The sequence below is a fragment of the Bacillus sp. GbtcB10 genome (assembly GCF_019091365.1).
Classification (GTDB): Bacteria; Bacillota; Bacilli; order Bacillales; family Bacillaceae; genus Bacillus; species Bacillus altitudinis.
This window is the reverse complement of record NZ_JAGXJP010000004.1, coordinates 22,155-45,769: the sequence shown is the minus strand read 5'-3', so window position 1 is coordinate 45,769 and position 23,615 is coordinate 22,155. Positions and strand designations below refer to the sequence as shown.

Sequence of the window (23,615 nt, the reverse complement as noted above, 5' to 3'; positions counted from 1 at the left end):
CGGACCCCCTTTCTATAGATAGGCTTCATTGAATTTGATACTACTTTTATGACTGAATCTTAGCTTGACTGGCTTTTTAGCAGGAAACCCGAAAAATTCTGATTGAATTTGTAGTCCATTCATAATTGCTTTTCCATTGTTCATTATTTTTCGTTTAGCAATGTCAATCACAAGCGTGTCACCAACGATGAAATTATAAACAATTTTAATAGTTTTCTTCACACTATTATCTGAGTTTAGAAGAGACACCTCATATGAAGTGGCTGCTGCCGTAAATACACATTCAATCTTTGGTTCTATGGTTGCTAAACTTGGATTCGTAAAAGTCCTCAGGCCGCTCTCGAATTCATAAGCTGCCGTTGTTCCGTATTTAATTGGATCAGTACAAAGAAAAGTTAGTGTAGCACGTTGTAAACCTCCCTTTGTCTCCCCCTCTGTTGAATTCTCGAATATAGCATTGTATACCCTGTCTGGCTCATCGAAAAATACAAGCGGCTTTTCTTCATCTGTATGCAGAATAAAGTTCAATTCCTCTTGTTTTTTCTTTAATTCACTTTCACTACTAAATGCAAATAGAACCTCTAAGGTAATAACTCTTGTTGGAACCCGTGTACGACGAAGAAAACCGCCTCGGCGGTTCCCTTTTGTTTCAATATTCACTTCTCGACCTACAACACCCCTGCCGCTCGGTGTCTCTTTAAGGTAGAAATATTGTGATATGTCGATACCGTTAAAAGTGATCTTCCATTCATTGGGGACAAGTTCTTGATATTTGATCATGTGATCCTCGTCCTCCTTGCGTTTGCTCTCTTCTGTTCATGTTCTACAGGTTTTGCAACACCTTGACCAACCTTTTTGCTGTCCATTTCAATAACAATAACTTGCTCAGGCAGTTCAATATTTTGAAGCTCTGCGCTCAACTCGTGTTTAACCGCTCCTATTTTACTGTTTGTAATAGAAGCATCGTAAGCGATGTTTAAATCTTCCTGTTTGATATACATTGCTTCTGTTACGGCATTCATTGCTTTACTCACAGTACCTACACCTTGCTGAATCCCCACAGCAATACCAGCTGGCACCATGACACCCACTTGATCACGCATTAGACGTGAAGGAGAATGGATTTTCAGCTTCTTCTTGATTGTTTTTTCGATTGTAGATGCGATGCTATTGGCTTCCTTCGCAAGTTCGCCTTTCATCCCTTTCATGCCGGATATAATGCCGGCCATCGTGTTAGATCCAATAGCTTTCCCACTTTTTTTAAGCGATCCCAGCTGCTTAACATTGACAGTCAATTCAGCGATTTTATTCATGTAATCATTTTTCAATTTGTTCAGTTCTGAGTTAGCCGCATTTCTCAATTCAGTGATCTTTTTAGTTGTTGCATTTTTAAGATCCGCAAGCTCTTTGGTCGCTTGTTCGCTTGCCATGCTGTGTTTTTGTTTCCATAGTGAGATATACTTATCTAGCTCTGGAGCAGACATGGAAGCAATAGCTTTTATTTGATCAGCTGATCCAACACCCATTTGCCTTAATTCATCGACAAATTCTTTTGGTGCGCTGCCTGTTAGTTTTGATAGGTCAGACTGGAAACCTTTCATTTTATCAATTTGCGCTTGAAGGTTATCCAGAAGCTTTGACCCACTTACTTTCTCTGTAGTGACACTATCAAACAATCCCATAGCGTTGTAAATGGAATCTGTTCGATCTTTAAGAGCGTTCTTATACTCTTCATTGGCCTTCTTGATGTCGCTGGTTAGCTTGTCGTTAATGCTTTTGAACTTTGATAGATAAGAATTGTTTGCTGAAAGAATACCTTTATTCAGCTTTTCAGCTGCTTTTTTCTCATTTTCTTTCTTCTTCAGCGCTTCTCTAGTTAGATTATTCTGCGTTGTATAGATTTCCCGTTGAATTTTATTACGCTGGTCAGCTGTCAGTTTTTCCTTCTTTTTAATCTTCTCAAGCTGCTTAATGTATGTCTGACCGCTTATTTTTTTGGTGTCATATTTAACTTCTGCATTAGCAATCTTTTGAGACACTTTCTTTTGATACGCAAGCTGCGCTTTTGCCTTTTTACGCTGCGCCTCAAGAGCTTTTTTCTTTTGCTGTGATTGCGATTTCTTCTGTGCATTGTATATTTCACGCTGTATCTTCGCATTTTGCGTGGATGTTAGCTTGTTTTGCTTCTTGATTGCATTTAATTGTTTGATATATGTTTTGGAACTTATTTTTCCAGTATCGAACTTGGTTTCTACAGCTCTAATCTTGTTATCAACACCGGTTTTTCTTCTGGCATTCGCTTTACGTGCCGCAGCTGCTTGTTTCTTCTTCAATGCCTCCGCTTGCTTTTGAGCTTTTTTCGTTTCAGCTTGCGCCGCTTTTTGCGCCGCCTGTGTTGTCTTTTTGGCAGAAGAAACAACTGTATTTGTTGATTTATCCAAACCAACGGCCATACCAGCACCCAAGTTATATCCAATCTCATCCCGCATCCAGCGTGAAGGGGAATGGATGTTGAATAGTCTTTTGAAAGTGTTTTTGACGTTATCTACAATATCAGTTGCTTTTTTATATAGATCACCAGCAATGCCGCCTATACCTCTTATCAAACCTCGAATAATGTCTTTCCCTATTTTGAATAGGTCAATTCCTTTAAAGAAAGCCATGACCTTATCCCAAATACTCTTGAGCTTGCTTTTGACATCATTCATTTTGTTACCAACAGAATTTTTTATATCGTTGAACTTGCCTGAAACAGCCTTCCATATCCCGCCGACAACATTTCCGACTGTCGTTTTGATTTTATTCCACACATTTCCAATGAAGGTTTTAACTGTGTTGAAAACGGTCGTTGTCGTGCTCTTGATTTTGTTCCAATTGTTCACAAAGAAATTTTTAATGCCGCCTAAAACAGTCGAGAAGAAGGATTTGATTCCGTTCCAAACTGTAGAAGCAGTATTTTTTAAGCCATTCCAAACAGCTGTAACAACTTTTTTGATTGTGTTCCAAACTGTTGTGAAAATGGTTTTATATATCTTAAATACTGTTGTAAAGTACGCTTTAATCCCGTTCCATATTGTTGTGGCCGCCTTCTTTATTCCGTTCCAAACACCGGTTATAAAGCCTTTGATGCCACCCCAAACACTAGAAGCAACTTTCTTGATTCCCCCCCATAAGTCTTTCAAGAAGTTTACTATGCCATTCCATGCATTTTGCGTAAAGCTAGTAACCTTGTTCCATAAGTCTATAAAAAATTTAGAAATAGGCTCCCAGTATTTAATGACAAGAAATACTGCTGTTCCAATGGCCGCAATTGCTAACAATATGGGGTTTGCCATAAATACCTTTGAAACAACCCCGAAAATTGTTCCGATCAACTTAATAGCTGAACCTACTTTTGTTGCTATTGCTACTATGTCTTGCCACTTCAAAAATAGTGTGGAGAAAGAAACGATCATCGGTGTCAAAGCTCGTACTACACCAATAGTTGAAAGCAATCCGGCGATCAATTGGCCGATAATTGGATTTGCTTCCATTGCAGAATTTGAAAACTTCAAAAAACTGTTTACGTTTTCTAAGATCGTCTTTCCAAGTGGTGCCATTCCAATAAGCAGATTTATAATAGTTCGGGAAATTTGCCCAAGTGTGCTCCACACTGTCGGACCTGTTTTTTCAATGTAGGCAATAAAATTCTTAAAACCTTCTGTATGTTGAACGCTTCCCGCCCATTCTCTGAATCTTGCTGTCATATCTACTAATGAAGTAAGCATGTCTGCTGACATTGGACCAAAAGCAGCAAATAAACGGCGTAACGCACCTGAAAAATTAGTGATAACTTTTAAAATTTTTGGGCCGTTTTCTCTTGTATAGGCTACAAAATCTTGGAATCGTTGTGATGAGCTTAAACCCGCTGCCCATTTAGCCCATGAAGCAGTTGCTTTTTCCATGCTTGCTGCCATGTCATTCCCAAGAGGACCAAAAGCCACAATAAGGTTCATCACTGTTCTCATGACATTACCAGCGATATTTCCAAACGTCACAAATGCTTGACCAGCGTTGTTGTTCATCCATTTAATAAAATTTTGAAGATCAGGAGCTTTAAAAGCATTATCCATGTTCTTTGATAATGTAACCGCTCCATTTGCTACACTCACAAACATAGGTCTAAGACTATTCAGAACCGTTTTAAACGTTGTAAGAGAGTTGGTGAATGATTTAAGGATAGGCTTCTGGGTTATGCTTGCGATCTCTTGCCAGTTATCTTTGAAATCTTCTAAAGTGGCAAGGGCTTTCTTTTCTTCTTTTCCAAGCGACTGTTGCAAGACGTTTATCTGCTCCATGATTTTAGCCCGTTCTTTTGCATTAGTAGCATCATCTAGCTTGGCTTGGAGTTTGTCTAGGTCTTGGCCGGTTTTAATCACATTTCCAATGGATGTAACAGCTAAAGCACCAAATGCAACGGCACCTGTTCCAGCAGTAGAAAAGGCACTGACAAGACCCATTAATCCACCAGTAGCAGAACCGATCATAGGACCAAGCGAACCAAGAACACCGACAGCACCAGCTAAAGCAGGAGCGATGGCAGGTAATAAAGCCAATAATCCACCACGTATAGCATTCCCAAATACAGTTGAAATTGAATTTGTGATTTTCGCTAATCGGTTCATAGCGTTTTCGAAGTTATCGAGCCGGCCCTCAATGTTTATCCATATCTTTTTAGGTAATGTTGCCAACGCTGTTCTTGCAATTGCCACAGACCTTATCAAAGCTGCTGCACTTCCATTTATAATCGTTGTAACTCTATTCGGTATACTTGCTAAAGCTGCAATTCCTGCACTAACTCCCAAAAGAAGTGGCCCCTCATTTACTGATAGCACTGTTGTTACTCTGGAAGTAATGGAAGAAAGAGCGGTACGAGCAACGGCAACTGTTGAAACAAGCGGGCTGGCATTACCTGCAATGATTGAAGTTACCCTTTGAGAAATAGTAGATAATGCCGTACGAGCTACGATAACAGCACGTCCTAAAGGAGTAGGATTTCCGGCTATGACGGTTGTCACTCGTTGAGCGATTGACCTTAGCCCTGCTTTAGCACGAGCTATTGAACTGGTTAACGGATTGTTATCACCCGTAAAATAAGTATTGATCCGTTGAGGAATCTCACGCAATTTTTGACGGGCCATACGAACCGCCCTTGTTAAAGGATCTGCATCTGCGTCTAGGTCAACCCGGTTGCGTTCGTGCCGGCGCAAGAAACTGTCCATTTGCTGTTCAGCTTCCCTAACACGCCTTTGAAAGTCAGCGATTTCAGCATCTACTTCGACAGTGTGATGATCACGCATGCGCCGCATCATATCATTCACTTTGTCCATTTGCTTTTTGAATTTACGTGTTTGCGCCTCGACAACCGCCGTTAATTTTTCAATCAAACCCTCACCCCTCTTCTGTTGGTTTTCTAAGCATGTTCCTTAATCCAATGTTAAGGTCGTTCAGCTTTTTGGCATCCACTTGATTTTTGAAGCCATTGCCAGTGACATCCCGCTCAAGATCAGCTCTAGCTTTTTGTGCATCAAACATTTGTGAAGGCTTAACTTTTTTGGCGTTATTCGCATACCGATGAAACATTGCGTTTATTGTCATTCGCTCTATTTCATCAATTTCACGCATCTTAGCTGCCTTTAACTTTCGTTTATACTCGTTTGGAGTCCATGACATGATGAGATCGTTGTCATAGACACCCATCCAACGAGCTGCGTCTTCAATTACTTGGAGGTAGTCAATCCCATCAACTCTTTGCGGGCTTGTTTCAGCATTTCCAAGTATTCCTTGCCGGTCTCTTCTTCCTCGATCCGCTTCGCTGCCATTTCTGGTGTCTCGTTCGGAGCAACTTTCTTCGGTTTGTTCATCTTCTCGAGTAGCGTCCAGTTCTGACGGATCTTTCCTTTGAAAAAACCAGCGTTTTCAAGTGTTTGGAAAGCTTCTTTAACCAAGCGATCCACTGCGTCACCTTTTGTATCTTCTTCAATGATTTTCATAATTGCATCTTCAATTTGCTCTGGAGACGGTTTACTCCCTTTAAGATGAGAAAGAGCGCAATCCCAAAAAGCAGATAACATAAAAGCATCTTCATTGAGTAAACCCATGTAAATGTTAAGTGTTCCGCCTGCTTTGTCTTCTTCTTTTGTCGTGTATTTCTCGTTTGCTGTACGGTCAAATGCAAAGTCACATCTTGCTGTATATTCTTTTGATCCAATTGTTAAAGTAGCCATTTATAAAAACCCCCGATTTGTTTTTTGTAATAGAAAAGAGCCTCCAGATAATAGAGGCCCTTCAAATGTTATTCTCCTGTGGAAGCAGGTTCTGTCTGTGTAACGATTTCACTCATTGGAGACTCGCCAGCTTCATTCACTGCTGTCACATTAATAGTCAGTTTCGTATCAGGACTCATACCTGTTGCAACATAACTTGTGTCAGTGACGTTTTTATCAAGACGCTTATCAGCGCCTCTGTATACGTTATATGAAGTCGCCCCTTCTACAGCCTCCCACGTAACTGTAATGCTGTCAGACGTGGCAGTAAACGATAGATTTTGGGGCTGCTTAGGGTGTCTCAACTTTCTTATTAAGTTCGCCAAACTGCTTGAAGCTGTCAGCTCCAGCAGTAGAACGAATTTGAGCAATAAAAGCAGGATCTAACGCATTTAGCTCACCTTTTTGCGTTTTACCCAATACAGGTAACGTTGTTGAAACCTCAATGAAACCATCCTGCGGCGCACTTTTTTCAAGGTTTTCAATAATTGCATGACCATATTCTGAATCATGCTTTCCGTTTTTGTTTAGGTTTAAATTTACTTTCCATACTTGGATAGCTTCTTCGTTGTCAAAAGCCGCTTCAATGGCTTTTTGACCCGGATCATCATCCGCAGCGTAGAAAGATAATTCAACTGATTCACTTTTTGTGCCATATCCAACAATACGACCTGACTTTGTGCTTTCATCCAGCGTGTCCTGCTCTTTTGTGTGAGAGCCTTCCGTCTGGAAAGCAATAAATAAACCTTCATCGTCTGTTGCATCCATCGACTGAACAAAATAGATTTCGTCCTTACCATTCAACAAGTTCATTTATATCATCCTCTCAATTGTTTATCGTGTATCTCATTCGCAAGATACCGTGTCTTGTATATCCGTCTATGTCTGTGATGACCTGCATCCCTCGCAACTCTTCACGGCATAAAGAAAAGCCCTCTATTTCTAGGGGCCTTTTTGTCAAAGCTTGCAACATTAGGTCTATTACCTGTTGCGCTTCTTTTTTTCCTGAATAGTCTGACCAGCAATGTAAAACCACGTTTACAACCTCGCCAGCAGACGTTTTTGTCTCAAATAAGGAAACATCGTCATCGCCCATTGAGACATAAGGCTTTTTAGCATCTTTGGAAACCGCATCAAAAACGCCTGTGACACGTTCGTTTAACCGCTTATCCATAGATAGCCTTTCAAATATAGCAGCCTGTAACGGCCACAATGATGAGCGCATTTCAGCAGCTCCTTTCTATTGCGTTTCACTGGCAAAGTGCCGCATTCCTTCTTCTACAGCAGGATTAAAGAATGGTTGTGCCCTCATACCTCTTGTCATCACCCATCGGCCTAGCTTTTCATCATAATAGACCCACGGTGTTTGACGGCCGCCGCCTTCCTCTGCATAAATACCGGTTCCATACTCAACGTATATGGCGTAATCTGCACCAACAGTGATGATGGCTTTCAATCCTTCATCACGATATTCAACCTCAATAGAGTTCTTAAGGTTTCCACCATCAATTATGGCTGTTGGTGAATTAATGACAGCATGACTGTAAATCAGTTCCGCTGTCTCTGTGACAATTTGTTTCGCTTGATCTATGACTTTTCGCTCAAACTTTTCAATAGCTTTATTCATTTTCTTAGCCCATTTTCCGCTTACTTCAGCCATTTAGCACCTCTGAAACTTGGCATTTGAGACACATGATTTCATTTTCTCCGCCTTGATCAATAGGATCTGACTTCAATGTGAGTATTTTATTTTTGTGTTTAATTCTCATGGTCTTTTCAATGTCCTCTCTGTACTCGAAATAGACATTGTGATCAACTGGATATTGTAGCTGTTGAGCTTGGTAAAATTCTCTTGATGAAACACTCGTGACCCGAGCAGGTATTGTCAGATGGTCCACATACTTTTCATTGTAGCCACCGCCACCGTCCGGCACTTTTTCAAGCTTTTGAAACGTGATTTCATGCGGGAACTCTTCAAATACATAACTCACCAATAAGCCCTCCTATACGGGTACAGGTGCTTTGCTATCGTTTCAGGAAAATCAGTGTCATATGAGTACGATACATCACCCATGCTTCGACTTGCCAAACCTGCTGGCTTCATGTTGAACTCAACAGCTTTCGCAACAAAGATTTTCACACCGGCCGGCAGTTCATCTGCATCAAATTTGTTCTTACAAAAGTCAGAAGCATATTCCACAAAAATAGGAACAACCTCAGACAAGTAATCATCGTGCTTATCTGTGGTCATTCCTATCATTCTTTTTACTTTTTGGATGTCCATTGGATCACCCTTTCAATTTTTCAAGCAGGGTTTCACGCTTCATGTTGTAATAACCAGCGATCCCTTTCTCTTTCGCTTCCTGCTTTAGTTGCTCAACAGTCATTTCTTCATAAGAAAGATCGTCTTGAGCATCTTCTTCAATCTTCGCACGCCTTTTCAATTCTTGTTCCAAGAGCCAAAAGGTTGTTGCTCCCATTTACTCGGTGCCCCCTTCTGCTTCCGTTTTAGTTGCGATTTCTGACATTGCAGATTCGCCGCTTTCATTAACAGAAGTAACATTGATTGTTAACTTAGTATCAGGCGTTAGACCGTCCGTGCTGTATTCAGGCTTGGTTACATTCTTATCAAAACGCTTGTCTGCTCCCCGATAAACATTGTATGAATCCGCCCCAGCTACGGCATCCCAATTGACAGTCACAGATTTACTTGTGCTTGTAAACCGTAGGTTTTGGGGCGCATTAGGGCGTAGGAATAGGCTCTTCCACTGGAAGTGAATCATCAACAATAATAGATTTTTGAAGATATGTTCCGAAACCTACATCAGCTCTGTTGTTAGGAATGAACTCAATCAAGTTTTGTTTCTGTAAATTTGTATGCGTTACAGAATGCATTGCAATTGAAGTGAACTTCCCTTTAGCATCCCCAAGTAATTGAGCTGCCTCAAGAATCACTTCACCACTTAATTTAGATTTAGCTGCTGCGTTTGGCCCTTCATTGGAAATAATCTTCACAATTCGGACTTTCTTTTTGTCGTACACTCGTTCATAGTTTCTAGCACTTGCCAATTCAGCGAGTGTTGGCATTTGGTCAGCGACATCTGCTTCTGTCCACTTGAAACCACGAGGATGCATAATGAATTTCTTACGATTGATCAGAATATCTTCACCTTTAAGTGAGTTTCGATCAGTTTCAGTCGGTACTTTAGGCATTCCTGGAGCGTAACCAACGGCACCACCAGCAAATAAGTAAGTTGTATACTTTTTCTCGTCACCGCTCGAAATATCTAATACTAAATCACCGTCATTATTAGCGACGTTGCTACTAAAGACACCATTCAACATAAGGAAAATCATTCGTTGCATTTGTCTTTCCCAATAATTATTAACACGATCACCAATTGCTTTCATTGGATCAGATCCAGCAAGTTCACTAGCTAAATCTTCTGCACTCCAAGCCTGTCCAAATAGAAATACCCGAGCAACGTCTTTACCTGCATTGATTTTTTCTGGAATCAGTGCGGAGTTTGATTGAATCGCTTGAGGATCTCCTTCTAGATCGTTCCAGAAAGGCATGCTAACTGTATCACCACCGCTTGGAACTTTTAAGTTCGGTACCGGCTGAATAATTCCGCTTCGATATACTGCTGTTTGTTCAACAGTATTGTTCATTGTGTACTGGTTGAAAATTTCTGGGATGATAACATCCTGAACTCTAGTTACTGCCATTTAAATTCTCCTTTATAATCCATAGATTGCAGGATTTCCGCCTGCTTGGATGATTAATTTTTTAGCTTGTTCGGGATCACTTCTTAAAATGTTCCCTTGCTCAGTTAGGTTTAAATGGTCCTGACTGAATGGATTTTTAGCTGTTGGCAAATTAGCAACAGAATTACCTGTTCCATGTGGCTGTCTTCCAGCTAAACCTGGAGGGCTTTCATTTTCGGTTTCAAATAAATAGCCGTCACTCTCTTTTAGAGCGGCTAACTGCTCATCAAGACCAATGATCTTATCGCCTGCCAATTTAAGTTCTTCAACGTTTAAATTAGCTTTCACAGACTTAATGTTCCGCGCCTTCGCATCACGTAAAGCACTTTCAATAGCAAATTCAAAGGCTTGTTTGTCCAGATTTTGCTGATATTCCTCTGACGCTTTTTTATTTTTTTCTTGCAGCTGCTCAATTTCTTTTTGAAGCTCTTCATTTCCTTTGGTTTGCTTTTGCAGTGTGCTTAACTGCTGATCCCGCTCATCAAGCTGGCTTTTCAATTCCTTCTTCTCGTTATTGACCGCATCGAATCGGTCTTTAGGAAACCATTGACCGTTACTAACAATATCAATCTTTTGATCTCCAGCTTTTTCTACTACTTGAGCATACAGATCATCACCGAGTAATTCTTTTAATGTCATGTTTATCTCTCCTTTGATGTTTTTTTGCGTGTCCACCTCACGCACAGGATTTACGCTTAGTTTGGCTCCAAGCCTTTAGAATGAGCAAAAGAGCCTTTTTATGTCATGCTCAGGACAGTTCATTATTTGTTCTCTATTGTTTTGTACCACTCTTCATAGGTTTGGTATGGAATGACCTCGCCCGCTCCCGAACCGCCTTTTCTTGCTCTTCTTGTGTCCGGCATTTTGCCATTCACTTTGAAAGAGACAGTGCAGCGGCAGTTTATATCATCTTTGGCATTATTCATGTGACCCGGAGCGGGGCCGATACCGCCATAAATAGAAACGAACAAACCATTTTTAGCGGTCTGCCCATCTAGCTTTCTATGCCCCACTCTTGTTTTTAGGTCAAGGGTAGAATTCCAAGTCTTTTCTAAATCGGCATGTTTAGAAGCTTTTTCAGCGCTTTTCATTCTTGCTGATACCTGTACCCTATGAACTTCGGTTCTCGCCACGTCACGGGCTTTCTTTCGTGCAAATTCTGTATTTCTCTCGATACGCTTGGCAATTTTGGAATAATCCTCACCCGCTTGAATGCCTTGAGCGATAGATATTTGAATCTGCCGAACATAATCATCACGATGCCGCTTATATAAAGCTGATAGAGTCAATTCGGCTATCGGGTTTAGAATAGCTTGCTGAATCATTGCAGTTGTTGGCAACGTATAACCCATTTTCACCGCTGCTTCTATCTCGTAGAGATAAGCAGACCGCATATAGTTCTCAAGAAACTGCTTGGCAGCCAGCGCCTCTACAATGATAAGAACCGTTTTAAATGCTTTGCTTGATTCTTCTGTTATCCGCTCCATTTCTTTTTTGAAGCGGTTGTATTTGTTGAGATCCGCCATAGAAAGTGAACCATCTTTTCCATACTTAGCGAAAAGAGCGGCCATTTGCTGATTAATTTCTTTCAATCTCTTAGCAAAGACAGCATCAATTTTCTTAGCATCCTCTGTGATCATGTCATCGAGCAGTTTATCAATCTCGTTCTGGTTCATCTTCATCACCGCCCGTTTCAATCTCAGTTAACGGCGGCATGTTGTTCCTGTATTCGACTTCCTCTGCCTCAATACGCTTCAATTCTGCTTCTACATCATCTACCCACGGATGATTCGCAATGCGTGTTTCTCGGCTTAAATCTGTGCTCTGATTCGCCATTTGAACCTGCTCAAGCTCGTTTGTCATTCGAGAGCGGTTAAATGTCATCTGTAAGAGCGTGGGATCGTATTCACCTTGACCTGTCATTTTTAGATATTCAGTGAAGAACCAAAAAAAGGCGCTTAAAGCTGGCCGGAATTTCCGCTCTGCTTCATTCGCCTTCAAATCTAAGAGTGAATATAGATTTTTAATTGCAACGTTGGTCGGTGAATTTCCCACTTTGTCAGGATTGTTGTTTACACCCTGTCCGAAGCGGTATATATTCTCTTCTAATCGGTCTAGATGTGAATTTGCGCTATCCATTGGGATTTCAGCACTCTTCATTTCTAAACCGCCTTCACCAGACACTTCCACAGCCTTATAGTGACGTAGATTCGTTGTGAACTCGTTTAAATCTTGACCTGCGAAGTTTTTAATGACATAGATTAAGTCTTGCATTTCATCAAACGTGTTAGCGTTATTTGAAATGTTGTTATTATATTGATCAATCAAGTCTTTATAGAAGATAAGGTCACTAACACCCTCTTCATTGTTCTTAAACTCGATCATTGGAACCTTACCCCAGCCATAACCTTTCCCTCGTTTGTCGTAGAAATGGCTTTCAGGGTTGTTTTTATAATCAAAGTCTTGAATGAAAGACCCGTTATGCTCTACATAGTAGAAAATCTGTTCATCTGTGTACAATTCCACTTTGCGGGTGATCTCATCATCAATGTTTTTAACATCGTAGTAACGGATAGCATAAAGCAGACTTCGTTTTTTGGTTGAATCGTAAACCGGTATGACTTCCTCTGCTGGAATGCGAAGATAATCAAAGTTACCTTCTTCATCAACAAATGGATGGAGCCACTCTTTACCCTTGTTGCTGGCGTTTTTAAGAATCTCCTGCATACAGTCATCAAAATCTTCGTCTATAAAATCATTCACAACTTCAAGAAACCTTTCTTCTTCTGCATTGAAGGTGATAGGTTTCCCTAAAAGGTACTGAACCTTTTGCTGAACAAGCAGCTTATGCCAGTTGTGAGAGATCCGATTGTTCGGCTTATCAGTATCAACCATTTTAACGCCATGTTTATAGTAATAACGTTTGCGTTTCTTAATGTCCGCTTGGTTCAAATAATAAGCGACACCTTCGAGCATCTGATCCCGCTCCACAGCATGTTTATCAATCATCTTTTGAAGGATGGTTGTATCAGGCATATTGTCGGAAGTTTCTGCGCTGTCCTCTATGATTTTAAGCAGCTCTTCTGTATGCGTTGGCGATGTTGGGTACATGATCATTCCCCCTTTCTAATCAAGTGAGCACCCTTACGCCAGATTGTTTCATATCACGCTCAAATGCGTATCTAGTCGCATCAATAGAGTGATTGTCTTTATCCTCAAGGCGTGGTTTAGGGTTGCCGTCTTTATCTGTTTGATAATCAATGTTCTCAAATTCACGGGCTAAATTTGGTGTTCTTAATGGATCAATGACTATTTCATCTAAGTCACCAAGCCATTCCTCACCATATTGAACCGAGTCAGGGCCTTTCTTTGCTCCTGAAACCCTTCTAATGCCGTGTTCCTTTTTCAGCTCGTCAATGCTTTTGGGTTCAGCACTATCGGCTGTGATCTCGTTGCTTTCATAGCCTTTTGATTTAATCCACTTTGCTAGTTCTCTGTTAGAAACTTTGTGATCATATAATTCATCAAGTGCATATATTTTGCTTCGCTTCTTGTCATAATGCCATCTGACGAAAGCAAGCGGATCTGGACCATAACCAAAGTCAACGCCTTGACGTATATTGTCAAAGGAGCGGACCATATCATCAGTTATGCTGCCTTTCTTGATTTGAAGGTTATCGAATGGAACAACGCCAGTTCCGATCGCTTCCCCAAGATATTCCCATCTATACTTCTTTTCGTTTTTGGCTTTAGTTTCCTCAGCCTCATTAATAAACGCTTTTGATAGATGCGGGTTGTCTAAATAAGTTGAATGATGAATATACGTGTTCTCAGCAGGGAATGACGTTTCATACTTCTTGTTAACCCAATTTTGCTTACGCTTTGGCGGGTTATAAGTGTAATAGAACGTATAATCAAACTTCCCTGCTCGTTTACGTGGGTTCTCTGTCTTTATTTTGTGTGTTAGTTCTTCACGTAGAACGGAGTTCATGATGGTGCTTACTTCCTCATCTGACTTAAATTCTGCAAGCTCTTCTATCCACATGACACCGATTGGAAAATCAGCGTCTTTGATTGATTTGAGCTTTTCAGGATCATCAGCACCTGCAAAATATATCTTGTTCCCTCTTGGCTTGTATATGATCTCTAACCTAGAAGGAACAAACTTGAATAGATGAGAGACACCAAGCGTTACCGTTGCTTGCTTTATCTGTGCGAAAACTGATTTAACAAGCGTATTCTGTACTTTACGCAGCACGAGAGCGGAAACAGGGTATTCAATAATATCTGTTACCACACCATTACCCACGCTGAATGATTTACCAGAAGCACGTCCGCCCTTTAGAACGTAATGAAGATGCTCTTTTGCTCTTCTGTATCTCCAAAACTCACGAAATGCCGGTGCCAACACTTCCGATACTTTAATCATCGTCATCACCTATATCATCAACAATGTAAACTGGTGCAACGTCACCTAATTCCATTTTCTCGACTTCGGCTTTTGTTTTATCAATGTTCAAGCGCATCTGCTCCAGTTTAAGCCGTCTTTCGTCTTTTTCATGGGCTATGTTGTCGAATTGCTTTATTAAGCCCCTAAGCTCAGACATTGCCCTAGATTGAGCGTTTAGGAATGTAGCATGACGATCCCAAGCGAATTGAAACTCGTATTCCTCTTCTTCGATGTCAGCTGAATCTGAAACAACTGATTTTTTCTTTTTCAGCTCTTTGATCATTTCATCCTTATTCTCGACAAACATGATCTTCTGCGCTCTTACAATTGCTGTGAACTGAATTTGTATTTGTTCCCAAAGTAAATCAACAGGGGAAAACTCCTGAATGTCCTGCATGATCTCAAACGCTTCTGCTGGCATGTGCTTTGAATAAAATCCATGCGTCTTTGCGTTTTGGTTTCGTATTGGTGCTGCTCCCCCGCTATTACCTAACGCATTAACGTTACCGGGTTGACCACCCTTTTTTGTGTGCACACTTTTTCTTTTGGGTGCACCCTTTTTTCTTTCCCAACCATGCCGCTTTTTCCATGATTTTATGGTGTTGATCGACACCCCGTATTTCTCGGCAAGGTCCTTGTATTTCATACCTTTGACGTAATCTTTCTCCGCCTGAATGTGCTTCGATTCCATTTACATTCACCTGCCGCCTCCTTCTGATTCGTGTTTGTTTCGGGATCTTTATTTTTTAACTTGGTGCTTGATGAGGTTGTTGTACTCTTCAAACCACTCAAGAGGAATTTCTGACCTTGCTGATATTCTTCGTTCAATAGCTGCTGCTATATCTTCTGTTCTACGTTCATCATGTAGCCACTTAGGAATAACACCTAAAGGCGGTTCCGTTGTCATGTCATTCACTCCTTTAATTTATTCGCTCTAAACTGCCGCCGCACTCTACCTTTAAGCCGATACTTTTTATAGAGATTCTTCACCGGAAGCAGTTTGCAGGGAACAAAAAAAGCACCCCAAACGGGTGCCTACTTTGCGAAGTTTTCTGTATAAATTTTATAAATTTCATTTGCTATTTCATTCATATCATATTCATAGCTTTGATATGTAATTATGCCTGTACTAGGATCAAAGTGTCTCAGATATTGATTCTCATTTAAACCCTCAACACTTATAGCTGATTTCGGTCCAATATTTGAATCTACATAATTAGAATAAGAATTAGGTTGAGTTGCCCATTCTTCTATATGCTCATCAAAATGTTCAAATAAGTTTCTCATTTTTCTACTTCTTAAAGTAGAGCCTTCAGAGACATCAAGCTTTTCTCTTAGTTCTTTCCTCAGCTCTTTCCTAAGTTTATTTTTGGCATAATCCTTAGTGTAACTTCCCCATAATAGTCTTGAAATGTTTGCTGAGGAAGTTAGAAAAGATTGAACGTGGTACCAGATATTTTGTGTTTGAACTCTCTTCTCTGGATTAAAACATTCCTTCAAATATTCATCAGATGAAAAAAAGATAACGCATTGTCTTTGGATTTCAATCTCAAATATTTCAATTGCTCTTTCTTTATTATCCATACTATCCCCTCCCACCTTTTTATCGGCAGAAAGCGAGATCATGGAACCATTCGCAAAATTTGTCGAACGAATCCCAAGCTCGCAAGAGCAAGTGAAAATATATTAATTTGTGGTGACACGGGAAATTGTGCCTCCCCGTCCTGCCTTCCATTTTACACTACGGATTTTTCGTCTTTCAACAAGTGCACAAAGTGGCAATATTGGCATAATTGGTCGATGATATTATCTTTCATTTGCCGTACCTTTTCACGAGACAGCCCCAAGTGAAGTCCAATAGCCCGATAACTCATACCCTCCATCATGCAGTCATAGACCACTCTGTTTTTCTCTCCTTCTATCTTGCTTGCTGCTGTTTCTATTGCATACACCCGCTCTTCAAACTTACATAGCCGCTTATAAAGCCTTTCTTCTCGTAAATCCATGTCACGCAATTCAGCTTGGCTCTTTCCTTTGCTCCCCTTTGGAAGAGTTGCCTCGATACCGTATTGCGCCACACCCCAACTTCGCATAGGGATGTCAGTACCATATATAACACGCTGGAGCCGTTGAACCTCTTTTGCCATCCACGGATAATTGCGAATGAGTCCTTCAATCTCTTTTTTGTTCATGGTTCATGCTCCCTTCGATCGTATTAAATCTAGTTGAATAGCAATCTTTTTCTTTGCTCTATATACAGTTTTTTGAACCGTTCCTTTGCTAACTCCCATGAGATTTGCGATCTTATCTAGTGAATTACCGTCAGCAACATGCGAGAGATACATTTCTTTTTGCTTTTGTGTAAGGGTAGATAAGGCGTACTCAAGCAACCTTTTATCTTCATCACTGACTGTTCGTGGTGACTCTTTCACGATTTTATAATCATTCGCTAAAGCCTCAAGCACTTCTGGTGAAGCAAACACAGTACGTTGATAAACGGATCTTCGGTCAATCGCTCGTTTTGCTTCTGGCTGCCTACCAGTGGACAACCATTTCACAACGTACTCAAGATCATTTATCATCGCACTGAAAATCTTGCGGCTTGGATCAGTTTCCTCCATCTGCTCATATCTTCTTTTTGTATCTTTCAACGTTCGTTTATACTCAAGAATCAATTCGTTCATGGTTTCCTCCTATTTACGCTTGTACGCCCCGCCTTTGGCTCTTTTTAACCGCTGCATGTTTTGCCCCATAAGCTCACGTATCTCTCTTTCTGTAAGCTCCTGCGGTAGTTTTTTCGGTTTTTCCTTCTTCATGGCTGCTCCTTTCCGACAAATAAAAAACGGACACCAACCAGCACCCTTAAAAGGTGTTGATCAGTGTCCGCAGGCTCTCCGTCTTGGACTTATTTAATTGACTCTATAAAAATGTGTTCAAAATCATCGTCATCCTCTTCATAATTCCATTTGATGAAAAAGAGACAATCCTCTTTAGATGATTTGAACAGTGTTTCATCTGTTCTGTCGTCATACACTCTATACTGATTCATTACATATCTTCACCCATTCTTTGAGTTTTTCATAATCGGCTGGGCTGATATTAACATCAGCAACCCCGCAATATGCACAATGGACTTCACCTGGATGCTCTAATGTTTCAAGATATGTCCACTCTTCGCAATCCTCACAATAGTAGCTGTGCAAGTCTTCTGCTGTCATTCCGCTACCTCCAATCCTTGTAATGAACCATTGATCCGATGTACGGGTGGTCTTGTAATTCCTGTAAACTATCATGGAATCCGTTTGCGACACCTTCACCATTTAGGCTGACTAAAGCGTATTTATATCCGAACATTTCCCCGAAGTATAGCTTTGCAACTAGGTATTTGCCCATGCTTGTATTACCATAAAAATCTTCTAGTATGTCTCCAAGTTTCAACTCGTGCTTCATTCCGCTACCTCCTATCGAATATTGAATTTAACGGATTCAAACGTTCCGATATACTTCTTTTTTGCTGAATCCGTGTAGCAGTCCAGCTGGATCACGTATGTTCCTTTGCCGGTACGCTTGCGAATTTCTTTAACACTAAACGACTTTAGAGGCGTGGCTGCTTTGAAGCTGCCCCTTTGCACTAGATTAGTATCTGTTAATCCGCCATTGGATCTCTTTTTGTAAACGCCAGCGGTGTAGTAAAGTGTTCCTGATCCTTTCTTTTCCGCTCTCCAATCAACGGTAGATGCACCTGCATAGTAATTGGTGTCATCCGTAAAGACTCTCGCTTGATGACCATATCCCTCAGTTTGCCAGTTAGACCATACTGCTTGAGCAGACGGCGCATAAAGCACCGCCGCAATAATAATAATTAGTGTGATTAGTAGTTTTTTCATACTGAAACCTCCTTATCTAACTCGTCTTCCCATTTAACCCCGAAACGCTTGCGGAGCTTGTCCTCTAACGCTCTCAATTCTTGATAGGTTATATCCTTTTGTCTTTTGATATTTTTCATTTTTCGTTCAGCCTCCATAAGCTGCATAGGACTATTACCTCTATACAACTTGTCAGCATCCCTAGCACCTGCTCGCATGAACGCCTCTTTTAGAACGTTCTCATCTACTGTAAGCTCTTGGCGTTTCGCTCTTTTCATGCAATTGGAACCGATGTAAACGCCAATGTGACTAGGGATTTCATCTTTTACCTTTTCGTAAAGCTCCTTTGTGAGCACATAATAGTTGTAATGACCAACAAAGCTCTTTTTCGCACTGGACCTAAAATCCGAAAGAGATACCTTGATTTCGTAACACCGCCAAACACCTTTTGTATCGTAGGTAAGATAATCAATTCGCTCATAACCTGGTCTGCCATCATTAAAGCCAATAGTCACCTCGAACAAACCGAACTCGCTTTTCATGCCGCCGTTTTTATATGTTTTCAAGTGGATTTGATCTTCAAGTTCTAATGTTAGATCGGTTTTGGCCATCATTCACCCTCCGTTTTCAATCTAAAGCCTGCTGTCAAAGCGTCTTGATAAACAAGGCTTGCGCTCAATGCGTGGTGATTTCTAGCATCTGCGCTACTGCTCCACCCATCATAAAAACCTGCCATTGCTTCGTATTTTTGTGAGATATGATGATCATAACGAGCTTGAAAAGCCTGTTTTTGTTCCTCTAGCAACTGAATTGCCGTTTCAAGATATGTCGCCAGATCCAACGTTTCTTCAAGTCCGTGCTGCAACCATCCTTTTAAGTCGTGGGAAGAAGTTTTGACAAAAACCCCGTACTTTTGCAGGCCCTTTTCTTGCTGCTTATGCAATTTCTCGATGACTGAATATACAATTGGGTTATTTTCATTCATTGTGCTTCCTCCTTTAGAAGATCAGGATTTTGATAGATGTTTCCAATGCACTTGTACGAGTCGAGTCTGAGCATTGAATTCTGTATGAGGTAATCCGGTACAATTTCATATTCCAAACCTTCCTCATCGGTAATAGTTGGGTTCACCGCTTTGGCATAAAAACCAAAGCATTTCGATGGTGGGTATTCATCCCCGCTTCCATCCTGTTCATACTCGCCAAATTCTACTGAAGCTATATAGTTGCCGTGCCATTGAGTGACATATATTAAATCTCCAACGAACACGCCTTTTTCTTTGTCAAAACATAAATCACGAGAGATTAATTCGTATTCTGTTTCATCGAAGCATGGCGACAGCTTTTGTACTGACCGTTCTTCTATTTGGCTGATTGAGTATATTTTGATTTCAATGTTTCCGGTTGCTCGGTGCTTGAAAACATATCTGATGACTATATCCATCAATAACCCTCCTGCTGCCGCTTATGATTGACGGCGTTTTTTTCCATGTATGCGGCTTCGATTTGTTCAGGTGTGAAACCGAGAGCTATTCCAAGTTCGTTAAATCTCCAAAATATTCTTTCATAGATCATGATGCGAGTTAGTCCAATAGTATTCTTTGATACTTTCCGCTCTTCGTTAAAAAATGTAATTTCTTTAAATAATTCTAGGAATGCTTTTACTCCGCTGGCTTCCAATGTATTTCGTTTTAGATCATTAACATCATTATTTTTTGAATACTTAGTGAGATTCCCAATACTCAAGATAAAGTGCAAGCAGTCCACGTATTCTTCTAGCAATGGATTCTTATAGTAGTCTCTCGATGTCTCTCCTTTTTTATTTATGATACAAGTGCGTGGCTGCTGGTCATTGCTCCAGAACTTAAAGCCGCGCCACTCGTTAGCACACTCCGCTAGTTCCACCTGCAAAGCCAAGATAAGTCCGGGCAGCAGGTCTTGACCTTCCAGCCCTTTTTCTCGGATGATGCGGTTATCTAACTCCGCTTGCATTTCAAACATTTTTTCAAGGTTCATTATTTTTTCCTCCTAAGCCGCTAGGCTGTTTTATACTCCGCACATTCCTTCGCATTCGTTCAAAAAGTGGTCTATATCAAGCTGATCCTCATTAAAATCAACTTCTTCCAAAGGTTTACCTGACTTGTGCAGGAAAGCATTATTTTTAAATCGTGGTAGTTTCCGAATAAGGCGATCTATTTCCACCGCATCTTGCCACGACTCTTGATCTTTCATTTTCATATCACGCCACGCATTGAAGTCATGGAAAGGGCAGCCGATACAGCTAGATTTCGCAGGTGTACCAAGTCCTTCTCGCTCAACATATGTAATGCAGCGTGACCGATCTATAAAAGCCACATCGACCAAAGGATGCTCTGCCACTTGCCAGCTTTCCCGACTTGGCTTAACCCGTTGTATTTCATCGGTGCTTATGCCTTTCCATAGGTGGACAACTTCTTTAATCCTTTGTCTCGGCTTGTACCCAAGCAAAGAACGGATCTTACGATTAACAGGTAATATCTTGTATTCGTTTGTACACTGGCGGCGGGCGATGCCGATTTCTCCATTCTTATCTTTTGTGAAAAAGGGAATGCTTGCGAATCTATTTCCTGTCACGGAACCTTCTACAATGTCATCACGAATATTTCCGTTATCACAGAAGATGATTTCCCTGCCGTAAGTAGCCTTGATATGCTTGTTTATTTTCTCGATCCAGTTGTAAACGTGCTTCGGCTCCCATCCTGTATCCGAAAAAATGATGTAGTCTGGTATTACTCCATTAATCTCACCCTTTAGAGCCATCAAGAGTAATGCAGTTGATTGAGTGCCGCCGCCATATGATAGGACATGGACGTGATCTTTTCCGTCATCGTATTGTTGTTGAATCATTGCATCAACCCAGCGATAACAATGACCGCCATGAAACCAAGCACCGTGAGAATGACAGGCCCGTTTGATTCCCTTTTCGCCATGACCACATTACCTTCTATCACGAGATCATCGTTTTTGCGTACCAGCATGGGCACCACAAATTCAGGAACTCTAATTTCAGCAGCTGCATCATCAATCGTCATCGCTTGATTTTTGCAGGCTTTGACTGCCTGCGACAGTTCAACGTGTTTTGGTAAACTCATAGCTCATCCTCCTCATCATCACAAAAACATTCGCTTTCACGTTCCCCACACGATTCGCATTTCTTTTCGACTTCAAAGCCCAAGAAATGATATTGAGGCATTGCATAATATTTCTTTTCACAAGAAGAACACTCAACCCAGCCATCGTTATCTTCTCCGTTCCAATTGGCATAAGCATCGTCTTCCGTTAAATTGCAATATGGACATTCTTGCTCTTTTGGTAGACTCATTGTTGCTCCTCCTTCACCACATAGCCATTTGTTAAAGCACTCATTAAGTCATGCGGATCAACATCATTTAAAGGTTTGAATAATAGTTCCCACGGTGGTGTATCACCTCTTTTTACTAACCAATGTTCAAATACAAACAATCTATTTAATCTAACGCCACGGTCCATCCCGTGTGATTCGTAATATTTCACGCCTGCTTCTACTGCCTTGGCTTGTTCTTTAGTTAACTCAACTTTTGAAGAAGTAGTAATTGAAACACTCATAATCTCTCAACCTCCGATTATTTGATCTTGAATCCTATTTCATGGTCAACTCTCGCAAAGTGACCTTTGGCCGTTTGAATGATTGTTTTTCCGTGTTCAGGTGCGTCTGTGATGTGGGCAGTACCTTCGTTGCCGTCAATCACGATAATGCGGACCTTCCCAGGTTCTAAATTCTGATCAATGGTTGTAGCAAAATCTTTTATTTCTGATGGTTGGTTCATCCGCTCCGCCCCCATGTGTTATAATTAAAGTGTGAGATTTAATTAGCACTGGAGCAGCGGCTTCGGTGTTTTTTTATGCCCATTTGTCCATTTGGTATGATGGTGACGGTTTTAGTTCTTCTCGGTAAACGATAGGATGTTTTGCTAGATATGCCTCAAGCTCTTCTTTAGTCATCTTCCACTCGATGACTGGACCCGCAGCATATGGGTTGTTAGGCTTTCCGCTCATGTTTTCTCCCTCCAATCTTCGGTATTTCAATGCCGCCCATTCGTTTGCAATCAGATCCAAAGCGGCTTGAGCATTGTTTGAACTGCGAACAACGTGTCATACAGGCCATAAGCTTATCTTCCTGCCTTACCCACAACGGACGATCGTCTGCTATTACCACGTTTAACAGTTGGTTTCCCCGCCTTCCTTTTCAGCTTTTTGAGTTTGTCCAGTTCGATGAATCCAAACGACCGATCAAAAGCAATGACTTTTAGCGGCGTATCAAATTTGCGTTCGTACAGCTTTCGCTTGATGGCGAACTCTTTTGTTTCCATGCCTTTGATGTCGATTATTTCTTTTGATCCATCGATTTTAGTGATCTCGAAGTCTGCAATATATTCAATCTTCCGAAAAGTCTTGTCGTTCTTTTTGAATGCTTCTTGCAGCAGGAAGCGTGGTTGCAATGAAAAATCTTTTATCTGCTTGGCTTGCTTGAGCCATTTAAGATGCTCATAGTATTTGGCTTCTGCCTTACTGTCGAAGGTGATGCCGTCTACTACCGTTTTGCGTGCGCCGTATTTATTGGACATGTTTTGTTGATCCTCGCTTTCCGTTGCTGGAAGTGCTTTTTCAGTTCGGCAACGAGCTTTGATTTTTCTGATTCAGTTAAGTCAGTTCTTTTTAGTAAAGACATGATGCTGTGGTTCATTTTTTGTCAGTTTCAACTGCCTTTGATTGTCTATGGATTTCATTAAGAGCAGGAAAAATAGAAGCCTCTATTTGTCTAATGTGATCCATCGCTGAATGTGGTGTCATACCTTCTTCTTCAATCAAAGCTGTTAAACCAGTAATAATTAGCATTGATCCTTTGCTAGAAAGTATTTCATCGTGTGATAACATGGTTACCTCCCGTCATCCCGCAGCCATTGCAGGAGCTTCCTTTCTCTTGATGATGCCGTGAAAGCTATAGTGATTAGTGCGGCCATCGTCTTCATGCTGTCTTTCCATCTAGTGCTCTTGCTTCGACTAACATTCTGTCTAGCATTTCGATGACTGGCTTTAGGCTCTGTTTGCGTCCTGTAGTGTTACATTCAGGACATGGATAGTAGCCAGCCATAAATGAAGTTTCTCCTATGACGACCCTCTCGCCGTTGCATGTGTTGCACATCTGACA

General features: G+C 41.0%; 41 protein-coding genes. All 41 read right to left on the bottom strand.

The window, feature by feature from the left end; all coding sequences use genetic code 11:
• Positions 1-12: 12 nt before the first annotated feature.
• The 41 genes from KVT11_RS15180 to KVT11_RS14990 all read right to left on the bottom strand — a co-directional run bounded on the left by KVT11_RS15180 (position 13) and on the right by KVT11_RS14990 (position 23,609).
• The gene (locus KVT11_RS15180) at positions 13-780 is read right to left on the bottom strand and encodes a distal tail protein Dit (RefSeq protein ID WP_217609059.1); all 768 of its coding nucleotides are present in this window, start codon (positions 778-780) and stop codon (positions 13-15) included.
• On the bottom strand, positions 777-5,426 hold the full coding sequence (locus KVT11_RS15175) for a phage tail family protein (RefSeq protein WP_217609058.1): 4,650 nt from the start codon (positions 5,424-5,426) through the stop codon (positions 777-779). Before KVT11_RS15175 ends, KVT11_RS15180 begins: the two co-directional genes overlap by 4 nt.
• Positions 5,427-5,430: 4 nt before the next feature.
• Positions 5,431-5,664 carry a hypothetical protein gene (locus KVT11_RS15170; protein WP_235671421.1) on the bottom strand — a complete coding sequence of 78 codons (234 nt, stop codon included), beginning with the start codon at positions 5,662-5,664 and terminating at the stop codon, positions 5,431-5,433.
• 95 nt (positions 5,665-5,759) lie between these two features.
• Positions 5,760-6,266, bottom strand: coding sequence for a tail assembly chaperone (locus tag KVT11_RS15165; protein ID WP_217609057.1), 507 nt, complete (start codon positions 6,264-6,266; stop codon positions 5,760-5,762).
• Positions 6,267-6,334: 68 nt separating this feature from the next.
• On the bottom strand, positions 6,335-6,610 hold the full coding sequence (locus tag KVT11_RS15160; protein ID WP_483297935.1) for a fibronectin type III domain-containing protein: 276 nt from the start codon (positions 6,608-6,610) through the stop codon (positions 6,335-6,337).
• Complete coding sequence (locus KVT11_RS15155) at positions 6,597-7,118, bottom strand: phage major tail protein, TP901-1 family (protein WP_111289986.1); 522 nt, start codon at positions 7,116-7,118, stop codon at positions 6,597-6,599. Before KVT11_RS15155 ends, KVT11_RS15160 begins: the two co-directional genes overlap by 14 nt.
• A gap of 13 nt (positions 7,119-7,131) precedes the next feature.
• Positions 7,132-7,530, bottom strand: coding sequence for a DUF3168 domain-containing protein (locus KVT11_RS15150; RefSeq protein ID WP_217609055.1), 399 nt, complete (start codon positions 7,528-7,530; stop codon positions 7,132-7,134).
• Between the two features lie 15 nt (positions 7,531-7,545).
• Complete coding sequence (locus tag KVT11_RS15145) at positions 7,546-7,965, bottom strand: HK97-gp10 family putative phage morphogenesis protein (protein ID WP_217609054.1); 420 nt, start codon at positions 7,963-7,965, stop codon at positions 7,546-7,548.
• The gene (locus KVT11_RS15140; protein WP_217609053.1) at positions 7,958-8,299 is read right to left on the bottom strand and encodes a phage head closure protein; all 342 of its coding nucleotides are present in this window, start codon (positions 8,297-8,299) and stop codon (positions 7,958-7,960) included. Before KVT11_RS15140 ends, KVT11_RS15145 begins: the two co-directional genes overlap by 8 nt.
• Positions 8,293-8,589 (bottom strand): phage head-tail connector protein, encoded by a 297-nt coding sequence (locus KVT11_RS15135; protein WP_217609052.1) that lies wholly within the window; start codon positions 8,587-8,589, stop codon positions 8,293-8,295. Before KVT11_RS15135 ends, KVT11_RS15140 begins: the two co-directional genes overlap by 7 nt.
• Before the next feature lie 4 nt (positions 8,590-8,593).
• Positions 8,594-8,785: a Rho termination factor N-terminal domain-containing protein gene (locus KVT11_RS15130; protein ID WP_217609051.1), complete on the bottom strand. Its 192-nt coding sequence runs from the start codon at positions 8,783-8,785 to the stop codon at positions 8,594-8,596.
• The gene (locus KVT11_RS15125; protein ID WP_080673871.1) at positions 8,786-9,088 is read right to left on the bottom strand and encodes a fibronectin type III domain-containing protein; all 303 of its coding nucleotides are present in this window, start codon (positions 9,086-9,088) and stop codon (positions 8,786-8,788) included.
• On the bottom strand, positions 9,048-10,034 hold the full coding sequence (locus KVT11_RS15120) for a coat protein (protein ID WP_217609050.1): 987 nt from the start codon (positions 10,032-10,034) through the stop codon (positions 9,048-9,050). The genes KVT11_RS15125 and KVT11_RS15120 overlap by 41 nt, the downstream gene beginning before the upstream one ends.
• A gap of 12 nt (positions 10,035-10,046) precedes the next feature.
• The gene (locus tag KVT11_RS15115) at positions 10,047-10,712 is read right to left on the bottom strand and encodes a phage scaffolding protein (protein WP_217609049.1); all 666 of its coding nucleotides are present in this window, start codon (positions 10,710-10,712) and stop codon (positions 10,047-10,049) included.
• A gap of 122 nt (positions 10,713-10,834) precedes the next feature.
• Entirely contained in the window at positions 10,835-11,749 is a 915-nt protein-coding gene (locus KVT11_RS15110) for a phage minor head protein (RefSeq protein ID WP_217609048.1), read from the bottom strand.
• A complete protein-coding gene (locus tag KVT11_RS15105; protein WP_217609047.1) occupies positions 11,730-13,184 on the bottom strand; it encodes a phage portal protein in 1,455 nt (484 codons plus the stop codon). Before KVT11_RS15105 ends, KVT11_RS15110 begins: the two co-directional genes overlap by 20 nt.
• Positions 13,185-13,203: 19 nt before the next feature.
• On the bottom strand, positions 13,204-14,508 hold the full coding sequence (locus KVT11_RS15100) for a PBSX family phage terminase large subunit (RefSeq protein WP_217609046.1): 1,305 nt from the start codon (positions 14,506-14,508) through the stop codon (positions 13,204-13,206).
• A complete protein-coding gene (terS, locus tag KVT11_RS15095; RefSeq protein WP_217609045.1) occupies positions 14,495-15,214 on the bottom strand; it encodes a phage terminase small subunit in 720 nt (239 codons plus the stop codon). Before terS ends, KVT11_RS15100 begins: the two co-directional genes overlap by 14 nt.
• Positions 15,215-15,262: 48 nt before the next feature.
• A complete protein-coding gene (locus KVT11_RS15090) occupies positions 15,263-15,430 on the bottom strand; it encodes a hypothetical protein (protein ID WP_165378732.1) in 168 nt (55 codons plus the stop codon).
• A 128-nt stretch (positions 15,431-15,558) separates the two neighbouring features.
• Positions 15,559-16,107, bottom strand: coding sequence for a hypothetical protein (locus KVT11_RS15085; protein ID WP_217609044.1), 549 nt, complete (start codon positions 16,105-16,107; stop codon positions 15,559-15,561).
• Positions 16,108-16,259: 152 nt separating this feature from the next.
• Positions 16,260-16,715 (bottom strand): sigma-70 family RNA polymerase sigma factor, encoded by a 456-nt coding sequence (locus KVT11_RS15080; protein ID WP_217609043.1) that lies wholly within the window; start codon positions 16,713-16,715, stop codon positions 16,260-16,262.
• Between the two features lie 3 nt (positions 16,716-16,718).
• Positions 16,719-17,207: a sigma-70 family RNA polymerase sigma factor gene (locus KVT11_RS15075; protein ID WP_217609042.1), complete on the bottom strand. Its 489-nt coding sequence runs from the start codon at positions 17,205-17,207 to the stop codon at positions 16,719-16,721.
• A 9-nt stretch (positions 17,208-17,216) separates the two neighbouring features.
• Positions 17,217-17,339 carry a hypothetical protein gene (locus KVT11_RS21305; protein ID WP_302693595.1) on the bottom strand — a complete coding sequence of 41 codons (123 nt, stop codon included), beginning with the start codon at positions 17,337-17,339 and terminating at the stop codon, positions 17,217-17,219.
• Positions 17,340-17,428: 89 nt separating this feature from the next.
• Positions 17,429-17,572: a hypothetical protein gene (locus KVT11_RS15070; protein WP_217609041.1), complete on the bottom strand. Its 144-nt coding sequence runs from the start codon at positions 17,570-17,572 to the stop codon at positions 17,429-17,431.
• Positions 17,559-17,741, bottom strand: coding sequence for a hypothetical protein (locus KVT11_RS15065; RefSeq protein WP_217609040.1), 183 nt, complete (start codon positions 17,739-17,741; stop codon positions 17,559-17,561). Before KVT11_RS15065 ends, KVT11_RS15070 begins: the two co-directional genes overlap by 14 nt.
• Before the next feature lie 4 nt (positions 17,742-17,745).
• Complete coding sequence (locus tag KVT11_RS15060) at positions 17,746-17,973, bottom strand: hypothetical protein (RefSeq protein WP_173408294.1); 228 nt, start codon at positions 17,971-17,973, stop codon at positions 17,746-17,748.
• Positions 17,974-17,984: 11 nt separating this feature from the next.
• On the bottom strand, positions 17,985-18,410 hold the full coding sequence (locus KVT11_RS15055; protein WP_217609039.1) for a hypothetical protein: 426 nt from the start codon (positions 18,408-18,410) through the stop codon (positions 17,985-17,987).
• Entirely contained in the window at positions 18,407-19,000 is a 594-nt protein-coding gene (locus KVT11_RS15050; protein ID WP_254636501.1) for a hypothetical protein, read from the bottom strand. The genes KVT11_RS15055 and KVT11_RS15050 overlap by 4 nt, the downstream gene beginning before the upstream one ends.
• On the bottom strand, positions 19,000-19,374 hold the full coding sequence (locus KVT11_RS21070) for a hypothetical protein (protein WP_254636500.1): 375 nt from the start codon (positions 19,372-19,374) through the stop codon (positions 19,000-19,002). Before KVT11_RS21070 ends, KVT11_RS15050 begins: the two co-directional genes overlap by 1 nt.
• Positions 19,371-19,832, bottom strand: coding sequence for a hypothetical protein (locus KVT11_RS15040; RefSeq protein WP_217609038.1), 462 nt, complete (start codon positions 19,830-19,832; stop codon positions 19,371-19,373). The genes KVT11_RS21070 and KVT11_RS15040 overlap by 4 nt, the downstream gene beginning before the upstream one ends.
• Positions 19,832-20,404: a dUTP diphosphatase gene (locus tag KVT11_RS15035; protein ID WP_217609037.1), complete on the bottom strand. Its 573-nt coding sequence runs from the start codon at positions 20,402-20,404 to the stop codon at positions 19,832-19,834. Before KVT11_RS15035 ends, KVT11_RS15040 begins: the two co-directional genes overlap by 1 nt.
• A 30-nt stretch (positions 20,405-20,434) precedes the next feature.
• On the bottom strand, positions 20,435-21,274 hold the full coding sequence (locus KVT11_RS15030; protein ID WP_217609036.1) for a phosphoadenosine phosphosulfate reductase domain-containing protein: 840 nt from the start codon (positions 21,272-21,274) through the stop codon (positions 20,435-20,437).
• A complete protein-coding gene (locus tag KVT11_RS15025; protein WP_217609035.1) occupies positions 21,271-21,519 on the bottom strand; it encodes a hypothetical protein in 249 nt (82 codons plus the stop codon). Before KVT11_RS15025 ends, KVT11_RS15030 begins: the two co-directional genes overlap by 4 nt.
• Positions 21,516-21,749: a hypothetical protein gene (locus tag KVT11_RS15020; protein WP_217609034.1), complete on the bottom strand. Its 234-nt coding sequence runs from the start codon at positions 21,747-21,749 to the stop codon at positions 21,516-21,518. The genes KVT11_RS15025 and KVT11_RS15020 overlap by 4 nt, the downstream gene beginning before the upstream one ends.
• Positions 21,746-22,012 carry a hypothetical protein gene (locus KVT11_RS15015; protein WP_217609033.1) on the bottom strand — a complete coding sequence of 89 codons (267 nt, stop codon included), beginning with the start codon at positions 22,010-22,012 and terminating at the stop codon, positions 21,746-21,748. The genes KVT11_RS15020 and KVT11_RS15015 overlap by 4 nt, the downstream gene beginning before the upstream one ends.
• Positions 22,013-22,029: 17 nt before the next feature.
• Positions 22,030-22,233, bottom strand: a complete 204-nt coding sequence (locus KVT11_RS15010; RefSeq protein ID WP_217609032.1) for an XtrA/YqaO family protein — start codon at positions 22,231-22,233, stop codon at positions 22,030-22,032.
• A gap of 73 nt (positions 22,234-22,306) precedes the next feature.
• Positions 22,307-22,462 (bottom strand): hypothetical protein, encoded by a 156-nt coding sequence (locus KVT11_RS15005; RefSeq protein WP_162842487.1) that lies wholly within the window; start codon positions 22,460-22,462, stop codon positions 22,307-22,309.
• Entirely contained in the window at positions 22,446-22,571 is a 126-nt protein-coding gene (locus KVT11_RS21300; RefSeq protein ID WP_302693585.1) for a hypothetical protein, read from the bottom strand. Before KVT11_RS21300 ends, KVT11_RS15005 begins: the two co-directional genes overlap by 17 nt.
• 4 nt (positions 22,572-22,575) lie before the next feature.
• On the bottom strand, positions 22,576-23,031 hold the full coding sequence (locus KVT11_RS15000) for a DUF1064 domain-containing protein (protein WP_217609031.1): 456 nt from the start codon (positions 23,029-23,031) through the stop codon (positions 22,576-22,578).
• A gap of 115 nt (positions 23,032-23,146) precedes the next feature.
• Positions 23,147-23,341: a hypothetical protein gene (locus KVT11_RS14995; protein ID WP_217609030.1), complete on the bottom strand. Its 195-nt coding sequence runs from the start codon at positions 23,339-23,341 to the stop codon at positions 23,147-23,149.
• A 91-nt stretch (positions 23,342-23,432) separates the two neighbouring features.
• Positions 23,433-23,609, bottom strand: coding sequence for a hypothetical protein (locus tag KVT11_RS14990; RefSeq protein WP_217609029.1), 177 nt, complete (start codon positions 23,607-23,609; stop codon positions 23,433-23,435).
• Positions 23,610-23,615 lie beyond the last annotated feature (6 nt).